Origin of the sequence: Actinomadura nitritigenes (assembly GCF_017573545.1) — a bacterium.
Classification (GTDB): Bacteria; Actinomycetota; Actinomycetes; order Streptosporangiales; family Streptosporangiaceae; genus Spirillospora; species Spirillospora nitritigenes.
Genome location: NZ_JAGEOK010000022.1, coordinates 119,029 through 144,956, shown reverse-complemented (window position 1 = coordinate 144,956; position 25,928 = coordinate 119,029). Strand labels below are relative to the sequence as shown.

The 25,928-nt window shown below is 73.6% G+C and carries 25 protein-coding genes and 1 pseudogene; 9 read left to right on the top strand and 17 right to left on the bottom strand.

Annotation, left to right across the window (positions count from 1 at the left end):
• Positions 1–134 precede the first annotated feature (134 nt).
• The 3 genes from J4557_RS31120 to J4557_RS31110 form a co-directional block, all read right to left on the bottom strand.
• Positions 135–497 carry a VOC family protein gene (locus tag J4557_RS31120; protein WP_208270318.1) on the bottom strand — a complete coding sequence of 121 codons (363 nt, stop codon included), beginning with the start codon at positions 495–497 and terminating at the stop codon, positions 135–137.
• Positions 498–601: 104 nt separating this feature from the next.
• Positions 602–1,291 carry a TetR family transcriptional regulator gene (locus J4557_RS31115; protein ID WP_208270317.1) on the bottom strand — a complete coding sequence of 230 codons (690 nt, stop codon included), beginning with the start codon at positions 1,289–1,291 and terminating at the stop codon, positions 602–604.
• Entirely contained in the window at positions 1,288–2,580 is a 1,293-nt protein-coding gene (locus tag J4557_RS31110) for an acyl-CoA dehydrogenase family protein (protein WP_208270316.1), read from the bottom strand. The genes J4557_RS31115 and J4557_RS31110 overlap by 4 nt, the downstream gene beginning before the upstream one ends.
• A 117-nt stretch (positions 2,581–2,697) precedes the next feature.
• Between J4557_RS31110 and J4557_RS31105 the strand changes: the two genes are divergently transcribed.
• The 3 genes from J4557_RS31105 to J4557_RS31095 all read left to right on the top strand — a co-directional run bounded on the left by J4557_RS31105 (position 2,698) and on the right by J4557_RS31095 (position 5,989).
• Positions 2,698–3,762, top strand: coding sequence for a phosphotransferase family protein (locus J4557_RS31105; RefSeq protein ID WP_307800309.1), 1,065 nt, complete (start codon positions 2,698–2,700; stop codon positions 3,760–3,762).
• Positions 3,763–3,908: 146 nt separating this feature from the next.
• Entirely contained in the window at positions 3,909–5,447 is a 1,539-nt protein-coding gene (qcrB, locus tag J4557_RS31100; protein ID WP_208270315.1) for a cytochrome bc1 complex cytochrome b subunit, read from the top strand.
• A 29-nt stretch (positions 5,448–5,476) separates the two neighbouring features.
• Positions 5,477–5,989: a GNAT family N-acetyltransferase gene (locus J4557_RS31095; RefSeq protein ID WP_208270314.1), complete on the top strand. Its 513-nt coding sequence runs from the start codon at positions 5,477–5,479 to the stop codon at positions 5,987–5,989.
• A gap of 186 nt (positions 5,990–6,175) precedes the next feature.
• On the opposite strand, the gene mctP is transcribed toward J4557_RS31095, so the two are convergent.
• Both mctP and J4557_RS31085 read right to left on the bottom strand, forming a co-directional pair.
• Positions 6,176–7,810 (bottom strand): monocarboxylate uptake permease MctP, encoded by a 1,635-nt coding sequence (gene mctP, locus J4557_RS31090; protein WP_208270313.1) that lies wholly within the window; start codon positions 7,808–7,810, stop codon positions 6,176–6,178.
• A complete protein-coding gene (locus J4557_RS31085) occupies positions 7,807–8,052 on the bottom strand; it encodes a DUF3311 domain-containing protein (protein ID WP_208270312.1) in 246 nt (81 codons plus the stop codon). Before J4557_RS31085 ends, mctP begins: the two co-directional genes overlap by 4 nt.
• A 171-nt stretch (positions 8,053–8,223) precedes the next feature.
• On the opposite strand from J4557_RS31085, the gene J4557_RS31080 reads away from it, so the two are divergent.
• Complete coding sequence (locus tag J4557_RS31080) at positions 8,224–9,198, top strand: TIGR03621 family F420-dependent LLM class oxidoreductase (RefSeq protein ID WP_208270311.1); 975 nt, start codon at positions 8,224–8,226, stop codon at positions 9,196–9,198.
• A 68-nt stretch (positions 9,199–9,266) separates the two neighbouring features.
• On the opposite strand, the gene J4557_RS31075 is transcribed toward J4557_RS31080, so the two are convergent.
• The 3 genes from J4557_RS31075 to J4557_RS31065 are packed head-to-tail and all read right to left on the bottom strand — an operon-like array spanning position 9,267 to position 12,947.
• Positions 9,267–10,811: a sugar ABC transporter ATP-binding protein gene (locus tag J4557_RS31075; RefSeq protein ID WP_208270310.1), complete on the bottom strand. Its 1,545-nt coding sequence runs from the start codon at positions 10,809–10,811 to the stop codon at positions 9,267–9,269.
• A 1-nt stretch (position 10,812) separates the two neighbouring features.
• Positions 10,813–11,886, bottom strand: a complete 1,074-nt coding sequence (locus tag J4557_RS31070; RefSeq protein WP_208270309.1) for a sugar ABC transporter substrate-binding protein — start codon at positions 11,884–11,886, stop codon at positions 10,813–10,815.
• Positions 11,883–12,947: an ABC transporter permease gene (locus tag J4557_RS31065; protein WP_208270308.1), complete on the bottom strand. Its 1,065-nt coding sequence runs from the start codon at positions 12,945–12,947 to the stop codon at positions 11,883–11,885. Before J4557_RS31065 ends, J4557_RS31070 begins: the two co-directional genes overlap by 4 nt.
• A 102-nt stretch (positions 12,948–13,049) precedes the next feature.
• Here J4557_RS31065 and J4557_RS31060 point away from each other — a divergent pair, with 102 nt between their 5' ends.
• From J4557_RS31060 to J4557_RS51795, 4 genes and pseudogenes are all read left to right on the top strand, one after another.
• Positions 13,050–13,805, top strand: a complete 756-nt coding sequence (locus J4557_RS31060; RefSeq protein WP_208270307.1) for an SDR family NAD(P)-dependent oxidoreductase — start codon at positions 13,050–13,052, stop codon at positions 13,803–13,805.
• Positions 13,806–13,820: 15 nt separating this feature from the next.
• Positions 13,821–15,494, top strand: a complete 1,674-nt coding sequence (locus tag J4557_RS31055) for a thiamine pyrophosphate-binding protein (RefSeq protein WP_208270306.1) — start codon at positions 13,821–13,823, stop codon at positions 15,492–15,494.
• A 53-nt stretch (positions 15,495–15,547) separates the two neighbouring features.
• Positions 15,548–16,369, top strand: a complete 822-nt coding sequence (locus J4557_RS31050) for an IclR family transcriptional regulator (protein ID WP_208270305.1) — start codon at positions 15,548–15,550, stop codon at positions 16,367–16,369.
• Between the two features lie 79 nt (positions 16,370–16,448).
• Positions 16,449–16,568: pseudogene (locus J4557_RS51795) on the top strand (DNA-binding response regulator); the annotation flags it as partial.
• Here the strand turns inward: J4557_RS51795 and J4557_RS31045 are convergent.
• From J4557_RS31045 to J4557_RS31005, 9 genes are all read right to left on the bottom strand, one after another.
• Positions 16,537–17,124 carry an ABC transporter transmembrane domain-containing protein gene (locus J4557_RS31045; RefSeq protein WP_208270345.1) on the bottom strand — a complete coding sequence of 196 codons (588 nt, stop codon included), beginning with the start codon at positions 17,122–17,124 and terminating at the stop codon, positions 16,537–16,539. The pseudogene J4557_RS51795 and the gene J4557_RS31045 sit on opposite strands and share 32 nt — an antisense overlap.
• A 478-nt stretch (positions 17,125–17,602) precedes the next feature.
• On the bottom strand, positions 17,603–18,229 hold the full coding sequence (locus tag J4557_RS31040) for a TenA family protein (protein ID WP_208270304.1): 627 nt from the start codon (positions 18,227–18,229) through the stop codon (positions 17,603–17,605).
• Entirely contained in the window at positions 18,226–18,972 is a 747-nt protein-coding gene (locus J4557_RS31035) for a glutamine amidotransferase (RefSeq protein WP_208270303.1), read from the bottom strand. The genes J4557_RS31040 and J4557_RS31035 overlap by 4 nt, the downstream gene beginning before the upstream one ends.
• Positions 18,973–19,028: 56 nt before the next feature.
• Positions 19,029–20,090 (bottom strand): phosphotriesterase family protein, encoded by a 1,062-nt coding sequence (locus tag J4557_RS31030; protein ID WP_208270302.1) that lies wholly within the window; start codon positions 20,088–20,090, stop codon positions 19,029–19,031.
• Complete coding sequence (locus tag J4557_RS31025; protein ID WP_208270301.1) at positions 20,087–21,103, bottom strand: ABC transporter permease; 1,017 nt, start codon at positions 21,101–21,103, stop codon at positions 20,087–20,089. The genes J4557_RS31030 and J4557_RS31025 overlap by 4 nt, the downstream gene beginning before the upstream one ends.
• Positions 21,103–21,858, bottom strand: a complete 756-nt coding sequence (locus tag J4557_RS31020; RefSeq protein WP_208270300.1) for an ATP-binding cassette domain-containing protein — start codon at positions 21,856–21,858, stop codon at positions 21,103–21,105. The genes J4557_RS31025 and J4557_RS31020 overlap by 1 nt, the downstream gene beginning before the upstream one ends.
• A 2-nt stretch (positions 21,859–21,860) precedes the next feature.
• Complete coding sequence (locus tag J4557_RS31015; RefSeq protein WP_208270299.1) at positions 21,861–22,877, bottom strand: substrate-binding domain-containing protein; 1,017 nt, start codon at positions 22,875–22,877, stop codon at positions 21,861–21,863.
• Complete coding sequence (locus tag J4557_RS31010) at positions 22,874–23,869, bottom strand: carbohydrate kinase family protein (RefSeq protein ID WP_208270298.1); 996 nt, start codon at positions 23,867–23,869, stop codon at positions 22,874–22,876. Before J4557_RS31010 ends, J4557_RS31015 begins: the two co-directional genes overlap by 4 nt.
• Positions 23,866–24,741, bottom strand: coding sequence for a BtpA/SgcQ family protein (locus J4557_RS31005; RefSeq protein WP_208270297.1), 876 nt, complete (start codon positions 24,739–24,741; stop codon positions 23,866–23,868). Before J4557_RS31005 ends, J4557_RS31010 begins: the two co-directional genes overlap by 4 nt.
• 143 nt (positions 24,742–24,884) lie before the next feature.
• On the opposite strand from J4557_RS31005, the gene J4557_RS31000 reads away from it, so the two are divergent.
• Positions 24,885–25,904: a LacI family DNA-binding transcriptional regulator gene (locus tag J4557_RS31000; protein ID WP_208270296.1), complete on the top strand. Its 1,020-nt coding sequence runs from the start codon at positions 24,885–24,887 to the stop codon at positions 25,902–25,904.
• The last annotated feature ends 24 nt before the right edge of the window (positions 25,905–25,928 follow it).

The following is a 25,928-nucleotide window of genomic DNA, read 5'->3' as shown; positions in this document are numbered from 1 at the left end:
CCGGCCGGGGAAGGGGAGCACGAGCAGCGAATCATCGCTTTACAGGGCGGGTTCCGGAAGTCGCGCCGAAGTCCCGCGGCCGGCCCCCGCACGGTAGCACCGGGGTGCGGGGACGGGCGCGCCCATTTCCGGCGTCAGGGGCGGTAGGCGCCGAAGTACCACTCGTTGCCGTCCAGGTCGCGGGCGGCGTAGTCGCGCGAGCCGTAGTCGGTGTCGGCGAGCTCGCGGAGGATCTCGGCGCCGGCGGCCTTCGCGCGGGCGTGGTGTTCGTCCGGGTCGTCGATCGCCACGTACACGGCCGCCTTGACGTGCACGCCGGCGCCGAACATGAAGAGCCCGGTGTCGTACCCCATCTCGGCGTGGACGATCGTGCCGGAGCCGTCCCTGTGCACCTCGTGCGGGACGAAGCCGAACGCCTTCTCCAGCCACTCCATCGACCTCTCGGGGTCGGCGGTGGCGATCAGCGGGTAGAACGTCCGCCGGACCTCACTGGTCATGTCGTCCTCCTCGGTGGTCGGGTGACATGCCCAGTCTCCGCCGCGCCTCCCCGGCGGGTCTTGGACGAATGGGAGGTCGGAGGCGGTGCGGGCGGCGGCGCGGGTCAGCGGCGGGCGGCGTCGCGCTCGTCGGCGAGGCGGCGCGTCTCCTCGGAGACCGGGGCGCCGAGGATCGCGGCGACGACGTCGATCAGGTAGCTGGTGAACAGCCGGTCGTCGGTGCGCGGCCTCGAGCGGGCGCGGCGGGCCAGCTCCGTCGCGGCGTAGAGGATCGCGGTGAACCGGCGGTGCAGCCGCGCCGCGTCCTCCTCCAGGACGGGTTCCACGAGGTCGCGCCACCGGCACAGGCTGTCGGGCTTCGGCCGCCGCGCCGCTCCCCCGGTCCCGCTCCCGCTTCCGGCCGCCTCCGGCGGGTCGTCGAGGACCACGGACGGGAGCAGCGGGCGCGGCCGGTTCACCACGTCCGCCCAGACCTGCAGGAACGCGCGGCCCGACGCGTCGCCCAGGCAGGCCGCCATGGGGCGGACGAGCGCGGCGGCGAGCGTGCGCCCGCCCGGCACGCCGTCGGCCTCGTAGGCGTCGAGCAGGGCGTGCCGGCGCGCCTCGATCTCCGGGGCGTGCCGGGCGAGGATCGCGCGCACGATCCCCGCCCGGTCGCCGAAGTGGTACTGCACGGCCGTGGCGTTGCGGGCGCCGGCGGCCTGCACGATCTCGCGCAGGCTGACGGCGTCGATCCCGCGCTCGGCGTAGAGCCGCTCGGCCGCGTCCAGCAACCGCTCCCGCGTCTCGTTCATTCGTTACCTATAGCGTGTTCCAGGGCGTCGGCGAAGCGGGCGCGGGCCGCCTCGCGGCGGGTCGGCAGGTGGCCGGACGGCCACAGGCCCTCGACGGGCTCGACGTCGCGCAGCAGCTGCCGCGCCACGGTGATCTTGTGCACCTCGGTGGGGCCGTCGGCGATGGCCATCGCCTGCGCGCCCATCATCATGGCGGCGAACGGCATCTCGTTCGACACGCCGAGGGCGCCGTGCAGGTGCATCGCGCGCTGCACGACGTCGTGGTACACCTTCGGCATCGCGGCCTTGACCGCGGCGATGTCCTTGCGGACCTTCTTGTAGTCCTTGTGCTTGTCGATGAGCCAGGCGGTGCGCAGCACGAGCAGCCGGAACTGCTCGATCTCGATCCAGCTGTCGGCGATCTTCTCCTGGGTCATCTGCATCTTCGCCAGCGGCCCGAACCGGGTCCGCCGGGAGACGGCGCGCTCGCACATCATGTCGAACGCCTTGCGGACCTGCGCGATCGTGCGCATGGCATGGTGGATGCGGCCTCCCCCGAGGCGCGTCTGGGCGATGACGAACGCGCCGCCCTCGTCGCCGAGCAGGTTCTCGGCCGGGACGCGGACGTTCTCGTAGCGCAGGTAGCCGTGCGAGCCCTCGCGCTCGCCGCCGACGCCGACGTTGCGGACGGTGGTCAGCCCCGGCGTGTCGGCGGGGACGATGAACATCGACATGCCCTCGTAGGCGGACACGTCGGGGTTCGACACCGCCATGACGATCAGGAACTCGGCGTGCCGCGCGTTGGAGGAGAACCACTTCTCGCCGTTGATGACCCAGCCGTCGCCGTCGCGGACGGCGCGGGTGGTGAACAGGGTCGGGTCGGCGCCGCCGTGCGGTTCGGTCATCGAGTAGGACGAGGAGATCTCGCCGTCCAGCAGCGGGCGCAGGTAGCGCTCCTTCTGCTCGGGCGTGCCGAAGTGGGCGATGATCTCGGCGTTGCCGGAGTCGGGCGCCTGGCAGCCGAACACCGACGGCGCCCACCGGGACCGTCCGAGGATCTCGTTCAGCAGCGCGAGCTTCACCTGTCCGTAGCCCTGGCCGCCGAGTTCGGGGCCGAGGTGGCAGGCCCACAGGCCCTTCTCGCGGACCTGGTCCTGCAGGGGGCGGACCATGGTCTTGTAGCGGGGGTCGGACTTGTCGTACGGGTCGCCCAGCACCAGGTCGAGGGGTTCCACCTCATCGCGGACGAACGCGTCCGCCCAGTCGAGAAGTTCCTGGTAGGCGGGGTCGGTCTCGAAGTCCCAGGCCATGGCGAGCCTCCTGCGGTCGGTGCGCTCCGTCCCGTGAATAATCGAGCCATCTCAATGAGTAATGCAAGTGCATGACTGTTACTCTCCGGCAGACCGCCGTACCCGGAAGGAACCGCCGTGCAGCCTGAGCAGATCGACCCCGCGCTCGTGGACTTCGCCGTCCTGGCGGCGTGGATGGACGGGCAGGGCCTGCCGGGCGGCGCGTTCGAGAGTGTCGAGCCGCTGACGGGCGGGACGCAGAACACGCTGGTCCGCTTCCGCCGCGGCGGCCGGGACTACGTGCTGCGGCGCGGCCCCGCGCACCTGCGCGCCCGCACCAACGACGTCCTGCGCCGCGAGGCGCGCGTGCTCGCCGCGCTGGACGGCACCGACGTTCCCGCACCCCGCGTGATCGCCGCCTGCCCGGACGAGTCGGTCATGAACGGCGCCGTCTTCTACCTGATGACGCCGGTCGAGGGCTTCAACGCCTCGGTGGTCCTCCCGGAGCCGCACGCCGGGGACGCGTCCATCCGGCACGCCATGGGCCTGAACGCGGCGCGCGCGCTGTCCGCGCTGGGCGCGGTCGACCACGAGGCCGTGGGCCTGTCGGACTTCGGCAAGCCGGAGGGTTTCCTGGAGCGGCAGGTGAGCCGCTGGCTCTCCGAGCTCGACTCCTACGGCACGCTGGACGGCTACCCCGGGCCGGAGATCCCCGGCCTGGACGACGTGGCGCGCTGGCTGGAGGAGCGCCGTCCCGTGACCTGGCGGCCCGGCATCCTGCACGGCGACTACCACCTGGCCAACCTGATGTACTCCTTCGACGGCCCCGAGGTGGCGGCGATCGTCGACTGGGAGATGTGCACGATCGGCGACCCGCTGCTCGACCTCGGCTGGCTGCTGGCCACCTGGCCGCAGCACGGCGACGCGAGCGCGCAGCTGGCCGGGCCGCTGGGCGCGGCCGGGGGCCTGCCCTCGACGGACGAGCTGGTCGCCGCCTACGCCGAGCGCGCGGACGCCGTCGCCGGCCGCGACCTGTCGTCCATCACGTGGTACGCGGTGCTCGCCTGCTTCAAGCTCGGGATCGTCCTGGAGGGCACGCACGCGCGGGCGTTCGCCGGGAAGGCACCGAAGGAGACCGGCGACCTGCTGCATGCCATCACGCTCGGGCTGTTCCGTCGCGCGCAGGCGTTCATCGCCTCCTGACCGCCGTTCCGCGCCCCGGGCACGCCCGTCCGCCGCCCGCCTCCCGCAGTACTACCGACTGTAGAACTACCTCTTGTAGAACTACAGGGCGTCGTACTACGTTCGGTCGTACAGGTCACCGGCGACCGACCCCCTGGGAGTGGCGCATGTCCCTGACCGAACGGCGCGCCTCGACGGCCGAACAAGCCCTGAACGCCCTGGACGACCGGCTCGGCACCACCGGCTTCGCCCGCCGCGCCGCCCGCAAGGCGTTCCCCGACCACTGGTCCTTCCTCATCGGCGAGATCGCCCTCTACTCCTTCCTCGTCCTGCTCGCCTCCGGCGTCTTCCTGACGTTCTTCTTCAAGCCGAGCATGTCCGAGGTCGTCTACCACGGCTCCTACACGCCGCTCCGCGGCGTCGAGATGAGCGAGGCGTACGCGTCGACGCTGCATCTGAGCATGGACGTGCGCGGCGGCCTGCTCGTCCGGCAGGTGCACCACTGGTCAGCGCTGATCTTCCTTTCGGCGATCGTGGCGCACATGCTCCGGGTGTTCTTCACCGGCGCGTTCCGCAAGCCGCGCGAGCTGAACTGGCTGCTCGGCATCGTGCTGTTCACGCTGGCGATGGCCAACGGGTTCACCGGCTACTCGCTGCCGGACGACCTGCTGTCCGGCACCGGGCTGCGGCTGGTGCTCGGCGCCGCGCAGGCGATCCCGCTCGTCGGCAGCTACCTCGCGTTCTTCCTGCTCGGCGGCCAGTTCCCCGGAACCGATCTCGTCCCGCGGCTCTACGTGGTGCACGTGCTGCTGGTGCCCGGCCTGATGGCGGCGCTGGTGCCGCTGCACGCGATCGTCCTGCCGTGGGTGCAGAAGCACACCGACTTCCGGCGCGGCCGCAGCACCGAGCGGACCGTCGAGGGCAAGCCGTTCTACCCGGTCTTCATGGCCAAGACCACGGCGTTCGTCCTGTTCACCGCCGGCGTGACCGTGCTGCTGGCGGCCTTCCTGCAGATCAACCCGGTCTGGCAGTACGGCCCCTACTCCCCCAGCGCGATCAGCGCCGGGTCGCAGCCCGACTGGTACCTGGCGTTCGGCGACGGGGCGCTGCGGCTGATGCCGGGCTGGGACGTCACCGCCGCCGGGCACACCCTCTCCTTCGGCATCCTCGTCCCGCTGCTGGTCATCACCGTGTTCTTCACGCTGCTCGCGCTCTACCCGTTCATCGAGCGGCGCGCGACGGGCGACACGGCGATCCACCATGTGCTCGACCGTCCGCGCGACGCCGCCACGCGGACGGGCCTGGGCGCCGCAGGGATCGTCTTCTACGGCGTGCTGTGGGCGGCGGCCGGCAACGACGTCATCGCCGACCGGTTCGACGTGTCGCTGTTCGCGACCACCTGGTTCTTCCGCATCGCGCTCCTCACCGGGCCGGTGCTGGCGTTCACGGTGACGCGGCGGCTGTGCCTCGGCCTCCAGCGGCGGGACCGGCTTCTCCTGGAGCACGGCGTCGAGACCGGGATCATCGTCCGCGCCCCCTCCGGCGGGTTCAGCGAGCGGACCCGTCCCCTCCCGGCGGAGGCCGCGGAACGGCTCCGGGCGAGGAGCGCGGTCCCGAGGCCGACGGGCGGGCCGCTGGCACGGCTGTTCGCCGGCGGGGAGCTGGAGCGCTCCGAGGAGAGGGAGCACCGCCCGGTGCCGCGCTGATGCGATGATCACGGGTGGGAGGTGCCGCGATGGAGATCCGCAGCGGCGGACCGGACGACGTACCCGTGATCATGGCGATGCTGGACGGTGCCGTCGCCTGGCTGGCGAGCAACGGACGGATCGGCCAGTGGGGCTCCGAGCCCTGGTCCCGCGACCCGCGCCGGGTCGAGCGGATCACCGGCATCGCCCGCGACGACGAGATCCTGGTGGCGGTGGTGGACGGCCGCCCCGCCGGGGTCATGGCCGTCGCGCCGGGCCCACCGTCCTACGTCGGCGCGGCCGACGAACCGGAGCTGTACATCACGCTGCTGGTCACCGACCGGGAGTTCGCCGGCCACGGCGTCGGCGCCGCCCTGATCGGCGAGGCGAGGCGGCTGGCGCGGGCCCGGGGCGCCGGGCTGCTGCGCGTCGACTGCTACGGCGGCGGGGACGGGCGGCTCGTCGAGTACTACCGGCGCCAGGGGTTCGCGACGGTCGCCGAGTTCAAGGTGGGCGACTGGCCGGGGCACGTGCTGGCGCAGCGCGTCGACGCCGAGGGCTGAGCCCCGCCCGCCTTGCGGATCGCGGCGGGCGGGGCGCAGTCTGGAAGGGACCGGCGGGACCGGGGCAGTCGGTGACGCCCTTACGCCGCACGGACGGCGACCGAGCCGCTCGCCCCGTCCCGCCGGTCTGCACGTCCCTCGGGCGGGCCGCCGCTCGGGCGACGCCGCCGCTCGGGCGGGCCGTCCTCAGGCGGACTGGCCGGTGAGCTCGCCCGCCGGGTCCTCCGGCGCGGCCAGCCTGTCGTCCGCGTCGGCGGTGTAGTCGTCGGGGCTCGTCTCGTCCGGCCCCGCCGGCACCTTGAACGCCCGGACCAGGGCCGTGACCGCGACCGCGACGACCATGTTCAGCACGAACGCGGTCAGCGCGATGTAGCCGGTGTGGCCGACGAACGGGATGTCGGCGAGCGGCGAACCGAAGTGGCTCTGCGCCGGCGAGGACTGGTCGTAGGCGGTGTAGGTGCCGTACGCCATGCCCGCGGCCCAGCCGGCCAGCAGGCCCCAGCGGTCCAGCCACCGCGTGTACAGGCCGATGCCGATGGCGGGGAACGTCTGCACGACCCAGATGCCGCCGAGCAGCTGCAGGTTGATCGCCAGCGACTTGTCGAAGCCGAGCACGAACACCAGCGCGCCGAGCTTCACCAGCAGCGACACCAGCTGCGACACCCGGGTCTCCTCCTCCGGCGAGGCGTCCGGCCGGATGAAGGAGGTGTAGACGTTGCGGGTGAACAGGTTGGACGCGGCGATCGACATGATCGCGGCGGGCACCAGCGCGCCGACCCCGATCGCGGCGAACGCGACGCCGGTGAACCAGTCGGGGAACACCTGGTCGAACAGCTCCGGGACCGCCAGCTGCGGGTTGCCCGCGTGCTTCACGGCGGCGACCACGCCGGGGTGGGCGAGCGCCATGTAGCCGAGCAGCGCGAGCAGCCCGAGCAGCAGCGAGTACGCGGGCAGCAGCGCCGCGTTCCGGCGGATCACGTCGCGGCGCCCGGCGGCGAGCGCGCCGGTCACGCTGTGCGGGTAGATGAACAGCGCGAGCGACGAGCCGAGCGCCAGCGTCCCGTACGCCCAGTGCGTCATGTCGCTGGTGAACAGCGAACCCGCGGGCTTGCCCGTCACCGGGTTCGGCTTGGCGAGCGCGGCGGCGGACTTGTCGAAGACGCCGTCCCACCCGCCGAGCTTGGTCGGGATGTAGACGATCGCGACGATGATGACCACGTAGATCAGCGCGTCCTTGACGAACGAGATCAGCGCCGGCGCCCGCAGCCCCGAGGTGTAGGTGTAGGCGGCCAGCAGCGCGAACGCGATGAACAGCGGCAGGTCCTTCGCCCAGCCGGACCCGGACACGCCCATCACCGTCAGGACGGCCTGGATGCCGACGAGCTGGAGCGCGATGTACGGCATCATCGCCAGGATCCCCGTGAGGGCGACGGCGAGCCCCAGCGACCGCGAGCCGTACCGGCCGCGGACGAAGTCCGCCGCGGTCACGTAGCCGTGCCGCTGCGCGACCGACCACAGCCGCGGGCCGATCAGGAACACGATCGGGTACGCGATCGCGCCGTAGGGCACCGCCCAGAAGCCCATCGCGCCGCCGGCGAACACCGCCGAGGGCACGGCGACGAACGTGTAGGCGCTGTAGAGGTCGCCGCCGAGCAGGAACCAGGTGACGAACGTGCCGAAGCTGCGGCCGCCGAGGCCCCACTCGTCCAGGTGCATGATGGTCTGGCCGCGCCGCCAGCGCGCGGCCGCGAAGCCGACCACCGTCACCACCGCGAAGAAGGCGATGAAGATCGTCAGCTCGACGCCGTTGACGTCCTTCACTTGGCCTCACCCCGCTTGCGGGTGAGCAGGTGCGCGCTTGCGATGCAGACGGCCGTGAGCACCACCCACAGCAGCTGCCACCAGTAGAAGAACGGGAAACCGGCCAGGTGCGGGCCGTCCTTGGCGTAGGTCGGCACGGCCAGGTAGACGGCGAACGGGACGACCAGCAGGACGCCCGCCGCCGCCTTCCGCGCGAGGGACGGGCTCGGAGGGGGTGGAGAGGCGGGGGACGTATCACTCACGGATGACCTCCAGGGGCCGGGGGAACGTGCGGCCAGGGCGATTCTCGCCCCCGGCAATATTGCGATCTTCGAACCGCGGACACCAGCCCCCGGGGCCATTTGTTGACCAAGTCGAGCCCGGTGTCGCTTTCCCGCCAGCGGAACGGTCCACCGGCGCGGCATCCTCGGCTCATGGACGAAGACCCCATGGATCCGGCGAGCACCGGCCGGGACCGCCGCCCGTTCCGTTTCGGCGTGGTCGGCGAGTCGGTGCGCTCCGGCGCGGACCTGCTCGCGACGGCGCGGCGCGCGGAGGACCTCGGGTACTCCGCGCTGGTCCTGCGCGACCACTTCGTGGCCGAGCCGTTCGGCGACCAGCTCGCCCCGATGGTCGCGCTGGCGTCGGCCGCCGCCGCGACGAGCACGCTGCGGGTCGGCACGATGGTGCTCTGCAACGACTACAGGCATCCGGTGATGCTCGCGAAGGAGGCGGCCACGCTCGACCACCTGTCGGGCGGCCGCTTCGAGCTGGGCCTCGGCGCGGGCTGGCTCCGCGAGGAGTACGAGGCCGCCGGAATGCCGTTCGACGCGGCCGGCGCGCGGGTCGGCCGCATGGAGGAGTCGCTGCGGATCCTGCGGGGCCTGCTGTCCGGCGAGAAGACGAGCTTCGCCGGCGAGCACTACCGGATCGACGGCCTGACGGTGTTCCCGCGCCCGGAGCGCCGCCCGCCGCTCGTGGTCGGCGCGGGCAGCCGGCGGATGCTCGGCATCGCGGGACGGCTCGCCGACACCGTCGGGATCCTGCCCCGCGCCCTCCCGGACGGGACGATCTCCGAGGAGATCGAAGAACGGCTCCCGGAGACCATCGAGCGCAAGGTCGGCTGGGTCCGGGAGGCCGCCGCCGGCCGCGACGTCGAGCTGAGCATGATGGTCGCGCCGGCCTTCGGCCCCGATCCGCGCCGCGCCGCCGCGAAGGTCGCGGTCACCCGCGGCTGGGGCACCGCGTCCACCGACCTGGTCCTGGAGATGCCGTCGCAGTTCGTCGGGCCGCCCGAGCACATCGCCGAGCAGATGCTCGCCCGCCGCGACCGCTACGGCTTCACCTACTACCAGGTGCCCGACGAGGCGATGGACGCCTTCGCACCCGTCATCGCGCACCTGTCCTGACCACGCGGGCGGGCTCGACCGCCCCGGCGGCTCGGCGGGCCCCGCGGTTCGGCGGGCCCGCCGAGCCGTCAGCGGACCGGGCCGGCGAAGCCCGCGTTCATGGCGAGGCTGAGCGCGGGCTCGGTGAGCCGCCCGCCCGCCAGCGATCCGACGACGCGCCCGTGCTGGAAGACCACCACCCGGTGGCAGAGCTCGACCAGCTCGGCGAGGTCCGACGACGCGAGCAGCACCACCTTCCCCTCGGCGGCCAGCGCGCGGACGATGCCGTGCAGCTCGGCGCGGGCGCCGACGTCCACCCCGCGCGTCGGGTCGTCCAGCGCCAGCACGGACGGGGCGGCGTCCAACCACTTGGCGAGGACGACCTTCTGCTGGTTGCCGCCCGACAGGTCGCCCGCGCTCGCCCGCACGTCGCCGCGGACGCGCAGCCGCTCCAGGTGGCCGCGCGACCGGTCGACGAGGCGGGAGCGGCGCGGCAGGAACCCGCCGCGGCCCTGCCCGAGCCAGCTCACCGCCGTGACGTTCTCCCACAGCGCCTTGTCGAGCATCAGCCCGCGCCCCTTGCGGTCGCCGGAGATGGACGCGACGCCCGAGGTGACGGCGTGCCGGGCCGAGCGCGGCGCCCGTCCGCCCGGCAGCCGCACGGCCCCCGACGACGGCCGGGCGCGCCCGCACACGGCGTCGAGGACGGCGAGGTGGCCGGCGCCCTGCAGCCCGGCCAGCCCGACGATCTCCCCGGCGGCCGCGGCCAGCGAGACGTCCCGCAGCCGGCCGGGGATCGTGACGCCGGTGAGGGAGACCGCCGCCCCGCCGGGGCGTCGCGGGGCGGCGGAGGGTTCCGCCCCGGTCCGTGCGCCGGGCTCGGCTCCGGGCGACAGGGCCGGTCCGGCGGCGCGGGCGGGGGGCCGGCCGAGCATCGCGGTGACGAGGGAGTCCAGGCTGACGTCCGCGGCCTCGGCGCCCGGCAGCACGACCCGTCCGTCGCGCAGCACGGTCACCCGGGTCGCGATCCGCATGACCTCCTCCAGGAAGTGCGAGATGTACAGCACGGCGAGGCCGCGCTCGGCGAGGCGCCAGGTGACGTCGGCGAGCCGCGCGGCGGCGGCGCGGGGCAGCGCGGAGGTCGGCTCGTCCAGGACGAGCACGCGGGGTTCCAGCAGCAGCGCGCGGCAGATCTCCAGCAACTGGCGGTCGGCGAGCGGCAGTTCGCCGGCCCTGGCGTGCGGCGGCGGGTCGATGCCCAGCTCGTCCAGGACGGGCCGGGCGAGCCGCCGCATCTCCCGGGTGCTGACCAGCCCCCGGCGCCGGGGCGCGCCGTAGGGGAAGAGGTTCTCCAGCACGGTCAGGTCGTCGTAGGTCGTCAGCTCCTGCGAGACGATCGCGACGCCTCGGGCGGCGGCCTGCCGCGCGCCGGCGAACCGCACCGGCGCGCCGTCCAGCTCGAGGGTGCCGTCCTCCGGCCGCACCGCCCCGGAGATGATCTTCACGAGGGTGGACTTGCCCGCGCCGTTCTCGCCGACGAGCGCGTGCACCTCCCCCGCGGCCAGCGTGATGCCGACCCCGTCCAGCGCGGTGACGCCGCCGTAGTGCTTGACCAGGCCGGAGGCGACCAGCATGTCAGCGGGCCTCCTTGAGCGGCCTGATGCTCGCGTTGGGGTCCGCCAGCAGCCTGTCGAGCTGCGGCTTGTACCAGGCGTAGGCGTTCCGCACCGACTGCTGCCGCTTGACGATCTCGTCGATGTTGCCGGAGTCCATCACCAGGCCGGGTGTCTTGAACCAGCCGGACGGCGGCTTCCCCTTGCCGTCGCGCACGGCCTTGATGAGCAGCGCGGTGGCGATGTAGCCCTTCAGGTAGTGCTCGGGGTCGATGCCGGCGAAGTTCGTGCCGCGCTTGATGGCGTCGAGCGTCTTCGGGTCGACGTCGAAGCCCGCGGTCAGGTACCCGCCGTGCCGCTGCTCCTTGAGCCGCGCGAGGTTGTAGCTGTCGGCGTCGCCGACGCCGAGGAACGCCAGCGCGTCGGGGTGCGCGTTCACCTGCGCCTGCCAGGCGCCGTAGTTCTGCGCCGGGTCGCTGTAGGTCTGGAACGGGCCGAGCACGCGGATGCCCGGGGCCTGCTGCGCGAGGGCGTCCTTGATGCCCTTCGCGCGGCTGTCGAGCACCGGCGTGCCCGGGTTCGGGACGCCGACGACGACGGTGCCCCTGGCGTCCTTGCCGAGCTTCTTCACCGTCGCCTGCGCGAGCAGCGCACCGAGCTCGTAGTTGTCGTTGCCGACGTAGAAGCCGACCTTGCTGCCGTCGGTGGGCGCGGTGTCCAGCGCGACGATCGGGATCCCCTTGTCGACCGCCTGCGCCGCCGGGCGGGTGAAGATCGGCGGATCGAGGTTCTCCAGCACGATCCCGTCGGGATGGGTGACGGTGAGGTTCTGGAACAGCTGCTGCTCGGCGGGTCCGTCGGTGTTGGGCGGCCCGACGACCTTGAAGTCGACGTTCCCGGCCTGCTTGGACGCCTCGGTCGCGCCCTCGTACATCTCGCGGGCGAAGTTCAGGCTGTAGTTGGCGACGGCGATGCCCATCCTCAGCCGGCCGCTCTTGCCGCCCGAGCCGCCGCTCCCGCAGGACGCGGTGGTGAGGGCGGCGCCGAGCAGCAGCGCGGTGGCCGCGGCGAGCGGCCCCCGGGGACGCGGGATCATGGGTTCCTCCCAGGTGAGCGCAGGTCGCGGACCGCGCGCAGGTCACGGACGTCACGGACGCGGCGCAGCAGCGGCGCGGCGCCGACGGCGACGAGGATGACGCCGCCGGTCGCGAACGTGGTCCAGTTGATGGGGACCTCGAAGAACACCAGCGCCGCGGTGACGGCGCCGAGGATGAGGGTGCCCGCCGCGGCGCCGAGGACGGAGCCGGTGCCGCCCTTCAGCGGGGTGCCGCCGATGATGGCCGCGGCGATGGCGGTGAGCTCGTAGCCCTGCCCGATCGTGGGGTCGCCCGCGATGAAGAACGCCAGCGCCAGTACCGCCGCGAGGCCCGCCATCAGCCCGGACAGCGCGAGCGCCGCGATCCGGGTGCGGGTGACGGGCAGGCCGCCGAACTCGGCGGCCTCCGGGTTGGAGCCGATCGCGCGGACCCGCGCGCCGAACCTCGTCCGGGTGAACAGCACGCTCAGCGCCACGACGGCGAGCACGAACACCCACACCGCGTCCGGCACGCCGAGCAGTTCCCCGCCGCCGAGGACGCGGAACAGCGCGTCGCCCTGCGGGAGGTCGGTGATCTGCCTGCCCTCGGCGAGCGCGAGCCCGACGCCGCGCAGCAGCATCGCGGTGGCGAGCGTGACGATGAACGACGGCAGCCGCAGGTAGGTCGTCACGGCGCCGTTGAGCGCGCCGACGAGCGCCGACAGCGCCAGCACGGCCAGCGCCGCGAGCCAGGTGTTCCAGCCGTCGCGGATCAGCAGCGCGCCGACGACGACGCCCATCGCGTACATGCCGCCGACCGACAGGTCGACCTCCCGCATCGCGAGGGCGAACACCATGCCGAGCGCCATCAGCCCGACGTAGACGGAGTTGTGCGCGGTCGTGAGCAGGTTGCCGGTGCGCAGGAAGTCGGGCTGGAAGAGCCCGACGCCGAGCACCAGCAGGATCAGCACGCCGACGACGCCGGCCTCGTCGGGGATCGGGCGGCGCGTCCGGCGCGGGGGCGCGGCGCCGGCGTCCTCGTTCGCCGGCGGCGCGCCGGCCGAGGGCTGGGGAACTGACATGCGGCGAGCATGTGACCGGCCGCCTCGGGCGACAAGGACGCCGTTTCAATGAATGGAAACGGCGTCTTGTCGGCGCCGGCGCGGTGGCGCACGCTGCCGTCCATGACCGAGACTCCGCCCTTGACCGGAACGCAGCGGGTCGCCCTCGTCACCGGAGCCGCGGGCGGCCTCGGCCGGGAGTTCGCGATCGCGCTCGCCGCCCGCGGCCACCGGGTCGCCGGGCTGGATCTGGCCGACATGTCGGGCACCGCAGAGCGCATCCCGGGCGACCGCTTCCTTCCGGTCCGCGCGGACGTGACCGATCCGGACGAGGTCGGGGCGGCGGTGGAGGAGGCCGCCGCCCGGTTCGGCGCCCTGCACATCGTGGTCAACAACGCCGGGATCTACCCGCCGATCCCGTTCGAGGAGACGACGCTGGAGGATTGGCGCCGGATCATGCGGGTGAACCTGGACGGCCCGTTCCTGGTGTCGCGCGCCGCACTCCCCCACCTGCGCGCGGCCGGGTGGGGCCGGATCGTCAACATCGTCTCGGCCGTGGTGTTCCTCGGCCCGCCCGACCTCGTCGCCTACACGACCTCCAAGGCGGGGCTGGTCGGTTTCACCCGCGCGCTGGCGAGCGCGGTCGGCGCCGACGGGATCACCGTGAACGCGATCGCGCCCGGCCTCACCCGCACCGCGACCGCCGCACGGACGACCGGCGCGGACGGCGGCTTCGACCGGGTCCGGGCCTCGCAGGCCGTCCCGGCGACCGAGGAGCCGCGCGACCTGCTGTCGACGCTGCTCTACGTGGTCGACGAGGGCAGCGGATTCCTCACCGGGCAGACCATCAACGTCGACGGCGGCTCCGCCAAGCACTGACCGGGAAGGCAGGACATGAGGCCGATCGAGGCGCTGCTGGAGATCGCCCGCGACGAGGGCGTCACGCGGATCTTCGGCAATCCCGGGACGACCGAGCTGCCGCTGATGGACGCGCTCGCGGAGGCGCCGGACCTGCGGTACGTGCTGGGGCTGCAGGAGGCGTCGGTGGTGGCGATGGCGGACGGGTACGCCCGCGCCGCGCGCCGCACGTCGATGGTCAGCCTGCACGTCGCGGCGGGCGTCGCGAACGGGCTGATCGGGATGCTGAACGCGCTGCGGTCGCGGACCCCGATGGTGGTGGTCGCGGGCCAGCAGGACCGGCGGCACCTCGTCCAGGACCCGATGCTGTCGGGAGACCTGGTGGGGCTGGCGTCGGCGGCGACGAAGAGCGCGGTCGAGGTGCAGCACGCCCGGGATCTGCCGGTGCTGCTGCGGCGCGCGTTCGCGCTGGCGGCGCGTCCGCCGGCGGGCCCGGTGCTGGTGTCGGTCCCGATGGACCTGCTGGAGGAGGACGGCGACGTCGCGGTCCCGGCCCGCTCCCCGGTGACCGGCCCGGGACCGGCGGACGTCGCGGACGCGGCGGCGCTGCTCGCGGGGGCCGAGCGTCCGGTCGTGGTCGCGGGCGACGGAGTGGGTCGTGCGGGCGCGGGGGCCGTCGCGGAACTGGTCGCGGTCGCCGAACGGCTCGGCGCGGCGGTGCACCACCAGCCGATGAACGACGGCGTCGACTTCCCCACCGGCCACCCGCTGTACGCGGGGATGCTGCCGCCGCGCAACGCGGTGATCCGGGAGGCGCTCGCCGCGCACGACGCGGCGCTGATCGCCGGGTGCCACGCGTTCACGCCCCACCACTACACGCCGGGCCCGGCGGTCCCGGAGGGGCTGGCGATCGTGCAGATCGACGAGGACCCGGCGGAGATCGGCCGCAACTTCGCGGTCGCGCACGGCCTGACCGGCGACCTTCCGGGGACGCTTGGCGCGCTCGCCGCGGCGCTGGACGGGCGGGTGCCGGCCGCGAAGGAACGGGCCGAGCGGCTCGGCGCCGCGCACGCCCGCGCCCGCGCGGAGACGGAGAAGCGGGCGTGCGCCGCCTACGGTCCCGCGCCGATGGACCCGGGCGCCGCCGCGCACGCGGTCGCCGCCGGGCTGCCCGGCGACGCGATCGTGGTCGAGGAGGCGATCACGACCGGGTTGAGGCTGCGGGCGGTGCTGCGCCAGGACCGTCCCGGCTCCTACGTGCACACGGTGGGAGGCGGGCTCGGCTGGGGCATCGGCGCCGCGGTCGGCACCCGGATGGCCCGCGGCGACCGCCCGGTGGTCGCGGTCCTCGGCGACGGCTGCGCGATGTTCGGCGTGCAGGGGCTGTGGAGCGCCGCCCGCTACCGGGTTCCGGTCGCGTTCGTCGTGATGAACAACGGCGAGTACCGCACCCTCAAGGAGACCCTGGACGAGGGCGGCGGCGCGTCCGCCGAGCACGGCCGCTACGTCGGCATGGACCTGGCCCCTCCGGCGCTGGACTGGCAGGCCGCGGCGCGGCTGTTCGGCATCGCCGCGGCGCGCGCCGGGTCGGCGGCGGAGCTGGCGGAGGCGGTCGCGTCGGTGCGGGACCTGGACGCGCCGCTGCTGATCGAGGCCCCCGTCGCCGGGCACGTCCCCTCGCCCCGCGGCCGGACCGCGGGCTCCCGGTGAGCGGCGGGCCGCGGCCCCTTGCCGGGGCGCGCGATCACGGTGACGATCGGGGCATGGACATCCGCGCCGGGACCGGGCCGCCGGAGCCGGGGCCGCCGGGGGCGGAACCGCCGAGGTCGGTGCTGGCGCGCGGCCTCAGCCTGCTGGACGCCTTCGGCTCCGCCGACACCGAGCTGACGCTGACCGAGCTCGCCGCCCGCACCGGACTGCCCAAGCCGACCGCGCACCGGCTGCTGGCCGAGCTGGTGCGGTGGGGCGGCGTCGAGCGGACCGCGGCCGGCTACCGGCTGAGCATGCGGCTGTTCGTGCTCGGCCACCGGGCGCCCCGCCCGCGCGGGTTCCGCGAGGCGGCGCTCCCCCACATGGAGGACCTGTACGAGGCGACGCACGAGAACATCCACCTCGCCGTCCTGGACGGGGTGGACACGCTGTTCCTGGAGAAGGTGAGCGGCCGCCGGTCGATGCCGATCGTCTCCCGGGTCGGCGGCCGGCTGCCCGCCTACTGCACCGCGACCGGCAAGCTCTTCCTCGCGCTCGGGCCGCAGGAGCGGCTGGACCGGGTGCTGGACGCGGGCCTCGTCCGGCACACCCCGCACACGATCGTCATGCCGGGGCTGCTGCGGCGCGAGCTCGCCCGCACCGCCGACCGCGGCTACGCGGTGAACCGGGAGGAGTCGGAGGCGGGGGTGTCCGCCGTCGCCGCGCCCATCCTCGACCGCCGCCGCCGGGTGATCGCCGCCCTCTCCATCACCGGCAACGTCTGCCGGCTGGACCTCGACCGCCTCGCCCCGGCCGTCCGGACCGCCGCGCTGTCGCTGTCGCGCGAGCTGGCCCGCGACGGCGCGAGCCCGCCGCCGCGGCTAAGAACCTCCTGAGCGGCGCCTAAGCGTCCTCTCACCCTCCGCTCATCATCGGTGGCCCACAGTGGCGCCCGGACCGACCGAGGGAGCGCAGATGACGGAGGCGGGCGCGGGCGCGCCGCGGATCCTGGTGGCCGACGACGACCCGGCGGTGCGGTCGGCGCTGGAGCGCGTGCTGCGCTTCAACGGCTACGAGGTGGAGCTCGCGGCGGACGGGCTGGAGACGCTCGAGGCGATCGACCGGGCCGTCCCGGACGCGGTCGTGCTGGACTGGACCCCCGCGTCACCAGCAGGAAGACCGGGACGAGCGCGCACGCGACCAGCGCCAGGTCCCACCGGACGGCGAACGCGGCGGCCACGAAGAACACCGCGCTGACCACCGCCGTCACCAGCCGGACCAGCCCGGAGGCGACCAGTTCCTCGATCGCCTCGATGTCGTCGGTCAGCCGGGCCATCAGGTCCCCGAGCCGCCCCCGGTCGAAGAACTCCGGCGACAGCGTCTGGACGTGCGCGAACACCCGGTCGCGCAGCCGCAGCAGGAACCTCTCGCCCGCGAGCGTCGTCGCGTAGTCGCCGATGAACGTCATCAGCGCGGCCGCCACCGCGATGCCGAGCCACCCGGCGGCCGGCGTCCAGAAGGCGGCCAGGTCGCGGGCGGCCAGCGCCCGGTCGGTGATGACGCCGAACAGCCGGATCGCCGCGACCTCGCAGGCCGCCGCGGCGACGGCGAGCGCGCCGCCGAGCAGCAGCCGCCGCCGGTCGCCGCGCATCAGCGGCCAGAAATGCCGGAAGGTCGTGCGCACCGACACGACGGGCGCGGCCTCCGACAACGATGGACGGGCCACGTCCCCTCCAATCACTCCCGCGCGTTCCCGCGCATGAAAAAAGGGATGGGAGCCGGCGGGGCGAGTCCGCTCTCTCCCCCCGCCGGCTCCCGCCCGGCTCGGCCTCCGCCCGCTACTTGGCGTGCGGCCGCCGGGCGGGCCTGCGGTGGTGCTTCTTCGGCGGGACCGGCTTGACCGGGCGCTTGCGGGGCTTGGGAGCGATCTTCTTGAAGCTCATGCGGACTTCCCTTCGATTTCTCTCGCCGCCTCGGCGGCCTTGCAGAAATGAACTTACCGGCCCGATCCGATGACAATTGGCAAACGGAACTGAAATGCGGCGAAGAGAAATATAAGAGAACGCTAAGCGCCATTCCGGGACGGCGAAGGCCCCCGGCGCGGCGCGCCGGGGGCCTTCGTGCCGGTGTCAGGCGTAGACGGCGTCGTGGAAGGCGATCTCCGCCTCCAGCATCCCGCCGAACCAGCGGATCAGCAGGTCGTCCGGGACGCTCTCGGGCAGGGCGTCGACCTGGCGGCCGAGCGCGTCGACGCCCTCGCGGAACGCCGCGGTCGCGTGCAGCGCGACCCAGTCGGCGATCGGGCCGGACGGCGCGCCGCCCCCCGCGTGGGCGCGGGTGCACCAGGCGAGGTAGAGGCTCTCGGCGGCGAAGAGCACCGTCGTCACCGCCCCGTAGCCGCCCTCGCGGGCCGCCGCCAGGGCGAAGTCGGACAGGATCCGGGCGCGCTCGGCGGCGCCCGGCCGCGCCTCCACCGGCCAGGCCGCGCGGGCGGCGCGGAAGTAGTCCGCCTGCTCGGTGGTCAGCGCGTGGACGGCGCGCGCGTTGCGCTCCATCGCCGTCCAGTCCGGCGCGTCCCACACCGCGAGGCCGTGCAGCCGGGCCGCCGTCGCCACGAACGACGCCTCGATCTCGAGGTAGTCGGCATACTCCTGGTCGCCGATGGCGCCCGTCCCGACCTCCTGGACGAAGCGCATGGCCAGCGCCCGCTCCATGGTCGCCGAGCAGGCGTCGAGCAGCCGCCGGGAGCGGGTCACTGCGCGAGCCACTCGACGAGGCCGCCGAACACGCGGGCGTATCCGTCCCACTGCTCGCAGAACGGCCTGGGCGCCCAGTGCGGGGAGCAGTCGGAGGTGAACACCCCGGACCGCCCCTTCCCGTACCCGGCGACGGCGACCAGCGGATCGCCGTTGAGCGTGGCGAGGACGTCGGTGCCCGGCCGGGCGCGGACCCGGTTGTAGCCGAGCAGCGCGGGCCACTCGCCCCCCACCCCGCCGAGCGCGGCGTGGCCGGCGGCGGTGACCTCGGCGTTCGCGCCCGCGGGCAGTTCGACGCGGTCGTCCTCGGGGAGCAGCTCGACCGGCAGCGCCTCGTGCAGCGCCGTGTTACGGAAGGCGGCCTTGCCCTCGAAGCCCGTGAACGACAGGTACCCGCCGACCATCAGCAGGCCGCCGCCGTCCGCGACCCACGCGCGCAGCGCGCCGAGCCGGTCCGCGCCGGGCACGGCCTGCTGGAACACCTGCGGGGCGAGCTGGATGGAGTTCGCGCCGATGTCGGACAGCACGACCACGTCGTAGCGCCCGAGCGCGTCCGCGTCCCCCGGGAAGTCGGCCGGCACCAGGTGGGCGGGCATGTGCTCGACCTCGTGGCCCCGGCTCTCCAGGGCCCGGCGCAGCGGCTCGACACCGGTCTCGTAGGAGCTGGTGGTGAAGGAGTCCACCCCCTTGATGTGGGTGGACTGGGAGACCCAGCTCTCGCCGGCGATCAGGACGCGGCTCACTATCGATCCTCTCTCTCGGATGGGAAAACGCGGGGGGACGGGGCGCCGGCGGCCGGTCAGGCCGCGGACTCGAACAGCCGGGCGGGGTTGCCGCGCAGCAGGCCGTCGACGGTCTCCGGGGCGACGCCGAGCGCCGCCAGCCGCCGCGCGAACAGCAGCGGCACGTACTGGAAGCCGTTGCCCCCGTAGGTGGTGAGCATGCTCTTGAGGAACACGTCGTGGCTGAGCAGCAGCCGCCCGCCGTGCCCGCGCGCGATCAGCCCGGCGACGGCGCGGGCCGTCTCGTCCGGGGCGGGCGACTGCCCCTCGCCCGGATACAGGAACGGCATGCCGATCATGTCGAACTCGAGCCACACGCCCCGGTCGGCGACCGACAGCTGGTAGCCGGCGTCGCCGCCGGACGGGTCCATGTGGCACAGCACCACCGCGCCCGGCGGCACGCCGTACCCGTCCAGGACGATGTCGAGCACCTCGTGGGCGCGGCGCTGCCAGCCCGGCAGATGGACGTACAGGGGGACGCCGGTCTCGCGCTGCGCGCGGGCGGCGGCGCGCAGCGCGACGTGCTCGGCCGGGGTGAAGTCGGGCGACACCCCGATCTCGCCGATCACGCCGGGCCGGACGCCGGTGCCGTCCACGCCGCCGGCGAACTCGGCGACCAGCTCGGCCGCCATCCGCTCCTCCCCCGCCGAGGCGAGGTGCTCCGGGTGGTACTGCTCCAGGTACCAGCCGGAGCCCATCACGATCCGCAGGCCGCTGCGCTCGGCGAGCGAGCGCAGGACCACCGGGTCGCGGCCGAGGCCGCCGGGCGTCACGTCCACGACCGTGGCGCCGCCCGTCGCGGCGAACGCGCGCAGGTCCGACAGCATCGCCGCGTCGTCGTCGAGCGTGCAGTGGTCCAGGCAGTCGTAGGGACGTTCGCGCAGCAGCCACGCCAGGCCCGGCGTCGTCCGGGCATCGCGCAGGAACGCGAGCGCCGGATCGGTGGCCGGCTTCACCGCCTTGCGGACGTCGTTGCGCAGGTGCTCGTGGGTCAGGGTGAGCCCGAGCCCGTCGCTGGGGACGGGCCCGGCCACCGTCATCACGGGCACGGCGCCCGGCCGGGTCTCCGGAACGGTCATGTCCGTCCCAGCAGCTTGGCGCCCAGCTCGGAGAGCGTGCGGCCGCGCAGGTTCAGCCAGATCGCGGCGAGCAGCACCAGCCCGGTGACGATCGGGGTAAGGAACGGGCTCACGCCGAGCAGCGTCAGCCCGTTGGCGATCACCCCGGTGATCACCGCGCCGATGATGCTGCCGATCATGGTGCCGCGGCCGCCGAACAGGTCGGTGCCGCCGAGCACCACCGCGGCGATCACGGTCAGCTCGAAGCCCTGCCCGGAGTTGGCCGAGCCGGAGCCGAGCCGCGCCGCGGTGAGCAGCCCGGCGACGCCGGCCGCGAGCCCGGCCAGCATCAGCGTGACCATCTTGATCCGGGCGGTGTTCACGCCCGCGCGGCGCACCGACTCCTCCTGCGAGCCGATGCCGTTGACGTAGTTGCCGAACCGGGTCCTGGCCAGCAGGATCCCGCCGATCACCACGGTGGCCAGCGCGATCCACGCCAGCGCGGAGAAGCCGAGGAACTTCGCCTCGCCGATCTTCGCGACGTACAGCCGCCGGTCGATCGGCACCGAGAACCCCTTGGTCCACAGCTGCGCGAGCCCGCGGATCACCGACATCGTCGCCAGCGTGACGATGAACGGCGGGATCCTCTGGTAGGCGGCGAGCCAGCCGTTGACCGCGCCCCAGAACAGCCCGGCGGCGAGGGCCGCGACGATCACGATGGAGGAGTCCCAGCCGGCCTTCAGCATCTCGGCCGTGCCGACCGCGACGAACGCGACCGTGGAGCCCACCGACAGGTCGATCTGCCCGGTGGTGATCACGAAGGTCATCGCGACCGCGACGATCAGCGTGATCGCCACCTGGGTGGCGAGGTTCGACATGTTGTCGAAGCTCAGGAAGTTGTCCGCGCCGATGCCGAAGCCGACGAACAGCGCGACGGTGACGCCGAGCATCGCCAGCGTCGCCTTGTTGGCGCGCTCCCAGCGGCTCGGGGTCTTCGCCAGGACGGTGGGGGCGGGCGGGGCCTGCACGCTCATCAGGCCACCTCCTCGGTGTGCTCGCTGCCGGAACGGGTGATCATGGCGACGAGCCGCTCGATGTCCAGCGCGGACACCGGCTCGTCCTCGACGCTGCGGCCCTCGTACATGACGGTGATGCGGTCGCAGACCTCGAACAGGTCCTGCAGCCGGTGGGTGATCAGGATGACCCCGACGCCCTGCGCCGCCACGTCCTTGATCATGGCGAGCACCTGGCGGACCTCGGCGACCGCCAGCGCGGCGGTCGGCTCGTCCAGGATCAGCACTCGCGGCTTGAACGACACGGCGCGGGCGATCGCCACGGCCTGCCGCTGCCCGCCGGACAGGTGCCCGATCTCCTGGTAGGTCGACTTGACCCGGACGTGCAGGTCCGACAGCGTCTCGGCGGCCTTCTCGTGCATGGCGCGCCGGTCGATGAACGGGCCCCTGCGCGGTTCGCGGCCGAGGAACAGGTTGCTCGCGACGTCGAGGGTGTCGCACAGCGCGAGGTCCTGGTAGACGATGCCGATCCGCTCGCGGCGCGCGTCCGCCGGGCTGGCGAACCGCACCTCCCGGCCGTCGATCGTGATCCGGCCGGCGTCGTGCTGGACCGCTCCGGCCAGCACCTTCATCAGGGTGGACTTGCCGGCGCCGTTGTCGCCGACGAGGCCGAGGACCTCGCCGGGCGCCAGCGTCAGGTCGACGCCGCGCAGCGACTGCACCGCGCCGAACGACTTGGTGATGCCCTCCAATGTGACCAGCGGTTGATCGCCCATGATCACTTCTCCAGGTAGTACAGGTAGTCCCCGACGTTGGCGGGGGTGACGATCTGGGTCGGGACGGGGACGTCCTTCGGCGCGGGCCGCTTGCACGCCAGGTCGATCGCGGCGTTCATCGCGTCGTAGCCGAACTGGAAGGTGTTCTGCTGGACGACGCCCTTGATCCAGCCGGCCTTCAGCCCGTCGACCGCCTGGCTGGACAGGTCCCAGCCGACGACCTGGAGGTCCTTGGTGCGCTGCTGGCTGACCACGGCGGCGGCCAGGCCGATGAGCGCGGGCTCGCCGGTGGCGTAGGCGTAGGGCAGGTCCGGGTTGCCGGTCAGCAGGTTCTCCGCGGCGGTCTGCGCGTTCTCCTGGATGTTGCGGCCGTCCACGACGTTCTTGATCTTCATGCCGTGCGCGGTGACCTGGTCGGAGAAGCCCTTCTGCCGCTCGTTCTGGATCGTGCTGTTGAGGGCGCCGACCACGCCGATGTCGCCCTTGCCGCCGGAGATCTTCAGCAGCGCGTCGGCGAGCTGCCTGCCGCCCTCGGCGTTGGCGGTGCCGACCTGCGTGGACACCGCCGGGTCGTCGACGGTGGCGTCCACCGCGACGACCGGGATGCCGGCGTCCTTGGCGCGCCGGATCGCCGGCTTGATGCCCTCGGTGTCCACCGCGTCCACGATGATCGCGTCGTAGTGGCCGGCGACCATGTCGTCGATGGCGTTGGCCTGCGTGGTGGAGTCGTCGTTGCCGTTGACGACCTGCACCTGCGCGCCGGCCTTGGCCGCGACGGCCTTCGCGCCCGTGTTGATCTGGTTGAAGAACAGCGCCTGGAGGTTGATCGGGACGAGCCCGATCTTCGGGGCGCGCCCCTGGACCTTGCAGGCCTGCGCGATCCGCTGGGGCGGCGGCGGGCCCTGCTCGGTGGCCTTCTTCTCGGCCGCGATCTCCTTGCGGGCCTGGACGTCGCAGGCGGTCGTCGCCGTCAGCAGCAGGCCGAGCGCGACCGCGGCCGTCACCGTGCGTCGCATCATGTCTCCTCTCCATGGCGCCGCGCGAGCGCGGGGGACGCGTCCGGACCGGTTCCGGGACGGACCGTGTCCGTGGGGGCCGTATGTGCTTGAGCTGTGCTCGCCTCGGCGGAGTGCGCTCCGGCGGAGTCGATATAGGCGAGGACGTCCTCGCGATGCGGCAGTCCCGCGCGCGCACCGGGCCGGGTGCACGACAGGCCCGCGGCGACCGCCGCGACCCGTGCCGCCTCCAGCGGGCCGGTGCCCCGGTCCAGTTCCGCGCAGTAGGAGCCTGCGAAGCAGTCCCCGGCGCCCGTGGCGTCCACGGCGGTCACCTCGATCGCCGCGCCAGCGTGCCGGCCGCCGTCCGGCGTGAACAGCGTCCAGCCCCGGGAACCGTCCGTGACCACCAGGTTTACCCGATGTTCGGTGGCGGTCGAGGCCAGCGCGTCGTCGTCGCCGAGGAACGCGGCGGCCTGCGCGCGGCCGACGACCGCGTGGTCGGCCGCGGCGAGCGCGGCGCGGGCCGCCGCGGCGCCGTCGCAGCCGTCGAGGTCGACGACGACCCCGGGCGGCCCGTCGCCGAGCACGCCGGCCGCCGCGGGGAAGCGGTAGCCGTCGAGGTAGAGCCAGTCCGCGCCCGCCGCGCGGGCCTTCGCGGCGACGGCGGCGACGTGCTCGGTGGTGACCTCGTCGTCCTGGCTGATGATGGAACGTTCCCCGTCGGGGGTGAGCAGGACGACCGCGGTCGTGAGGACGCCGGTCCGGGACGTCCATTCGGTGCCGACGCCGTCGGCGGCGAGCGCGTCGAGGAACGCGGTGCTCGCCGCGTCCGGCCCGACGGCGCCCGCGAAGCGCGCGTCGGCGCCCATCCGCGCGGCCGCCACCGCCGCGTTCGCCCCCATGCCGCCCTCGCCGCGGCGCACCGCGGTGGCCTGGACGCGGGCGGCGGGCCCCGGCAGTTCGGGGACGGCGACCGTGAGGTCGACGTTGGCGTAGCCGCAGAACACGATCATGGGAGGACCACGCCCGCCTTCGCGGCGGCGGCGGTCAGCTCCCGCACCTTGGCGGCGTCGACCCGGCCCCACCAGCGGCCGTTGTCCTTGACCGAGGACGCGACGATCACACCGTCGCAGGCCGGCAGCAGCTCCCCGACGTTGCCGGCGCTGATCCCCGAGCCGATCACGACCGGCAGCGTGGTGTTCGCGGCGATGCCCTCGACCTCGTCCAGGGCGGCCGCGTCGCCGGTCCGCGAGCCGGTGGCGATCAGCACGTCGGCGCCGAAGAACTCGGCGTCCTCGGTCTGCTCGGCGAGGGTCCGGTCCGCGACGATCGCGTGCGCGCCGTGCTTGACGTGCACGTCCGCGAAGATCTTGACGGGGTTCGCGCCGATCCGGCTGCGGTAGCGGGTGGCGTGCGCGGCCTGGCCCTCGATGATCCCCTCGTTCGCGACGTAGGCGTTGGCCCACTGGTTCACGCGGACGAACCCGGCGCCGCCCGACCAGGCGGAGGCGATCGAGCACTCCGCGGCGTTCGACAGGACGCTCACGCCGACCCGCCCGGCGGTCGCGTGCCGGACCCGGTCGGTCACGACGGCCATGGCGGCGGCGGTCTCGTAGCCGTGCTCGCCCGGCTTGAGGAACGGGATGTCCCAGTGGTTCTCGACGATCACGCCGTGGGCGCCGCCGTCCAGGTAGGCCCGCGCCTCCTCGATCGCGAACGCGCAGATCTCGTCGAGCGGCACGCCCTCGTAGTGCGGGCTGCCCGGCAGCGGCGGCAGGTGCACGGCGCCGATGACGACCTTGGGGGTGCCGAACAGCTCCTCGACGGCGTTCGGCCTCGGCGGGAACACGCCCAGTGCCCGCTCGCTCCCCGTCGCCCTCACCATGTCGCCTCCTGTGTAATCGATTGCAGTCGTGTTGCCCTGCACCGTAGATACGGATCCCGCAGGCCGTCAAGGGGGTATGATCGGGTCGACTGTTGTCGATCTGCCCAGCACCCGGGCTTTCGCCAAGCTGGAGAGGTAAACGATTGCAGCGGGTCACGATCGCCCAGGTCGCCGAGCGCGCCGGGGTCTCCACCGCCACGGTGTCGCGCGTGCTGTCGGGCCGCGGGCCCGTGTCGGCGGCCGTCCAGCGCAAGGTCAGGAAGGCCGCCGACGACCTCGGATACCAGGTCAACTCCATCGCGCGGGCGCTGCGCAACAGCCGCACCGACACCGTCGGCATGGTCGTGCCGAGCATCTCCAACCCGTTCTTCACCTCGCTGGTGGAGAGCGTCGAGCACGCCCTCGGCCGCGAGGGCAAGGAGCTGCTGCTCTGCGACGCGCGGTCCGACCCCGAGGTCGAGGCGCGGCGACTGGCCACCCTCGTCGCCCGCAACGTCGACGGCATCATCGTCAGCCCGAGCCACGGCACGCTCAGCGGCGCCGCCGTCCAGGAGACCGCCGGCCGGCTCCCCCTGGTCCAGCTCGACCGGTTCGTCGGCGGCACCAGCACCGACTGGGTCGGCGTCGACGACGTCGCCGCGATGCGGCAGGTCATGGACCACCTGCACGCGGGCGGGGCGCGGTCGGCGGCGTTCGCCGGCTCGCTGCTGACCAACTCCTCCACCGAGCAGCGCTTCGCCGGGTTCCGCCGCCGGTCCGAGGACCTCGGCATCGCGGTGGACCCGGACCAGATCCTGCTCGGCGACTACAGCGTGGAATGGGGCGAGACGGCCGCCGCGCGGCTGATCGCCGCCGGCGACCTGCCCGACGCCATCGTGTGCGCCGACGACCTGATCGCGCTCGGCGTGACCCGGGCGTGCCGGGCGCACGGCGTGGACGTCCCTGGCCGGGTCCAGGTCACCGGGTACGACAACATCGAGTTCTCACGGCTCAGCGAGCCCGCGCTCACCACCATCGACCAGCCCCGCGACCGGATCGCGACCGAGGCCGTGCGGCTGCTGGCCGCGGCCGCCGGCGAGGCCGACGGGGACCGCGGGCCGTCGGCGCACATCGCGCTCGTCCCGACCCTGGTGGTCAGGGAGAGCACGCGGGCGGGGGCCTGAGACGTCCCGGCCGCCCGGCCGGGC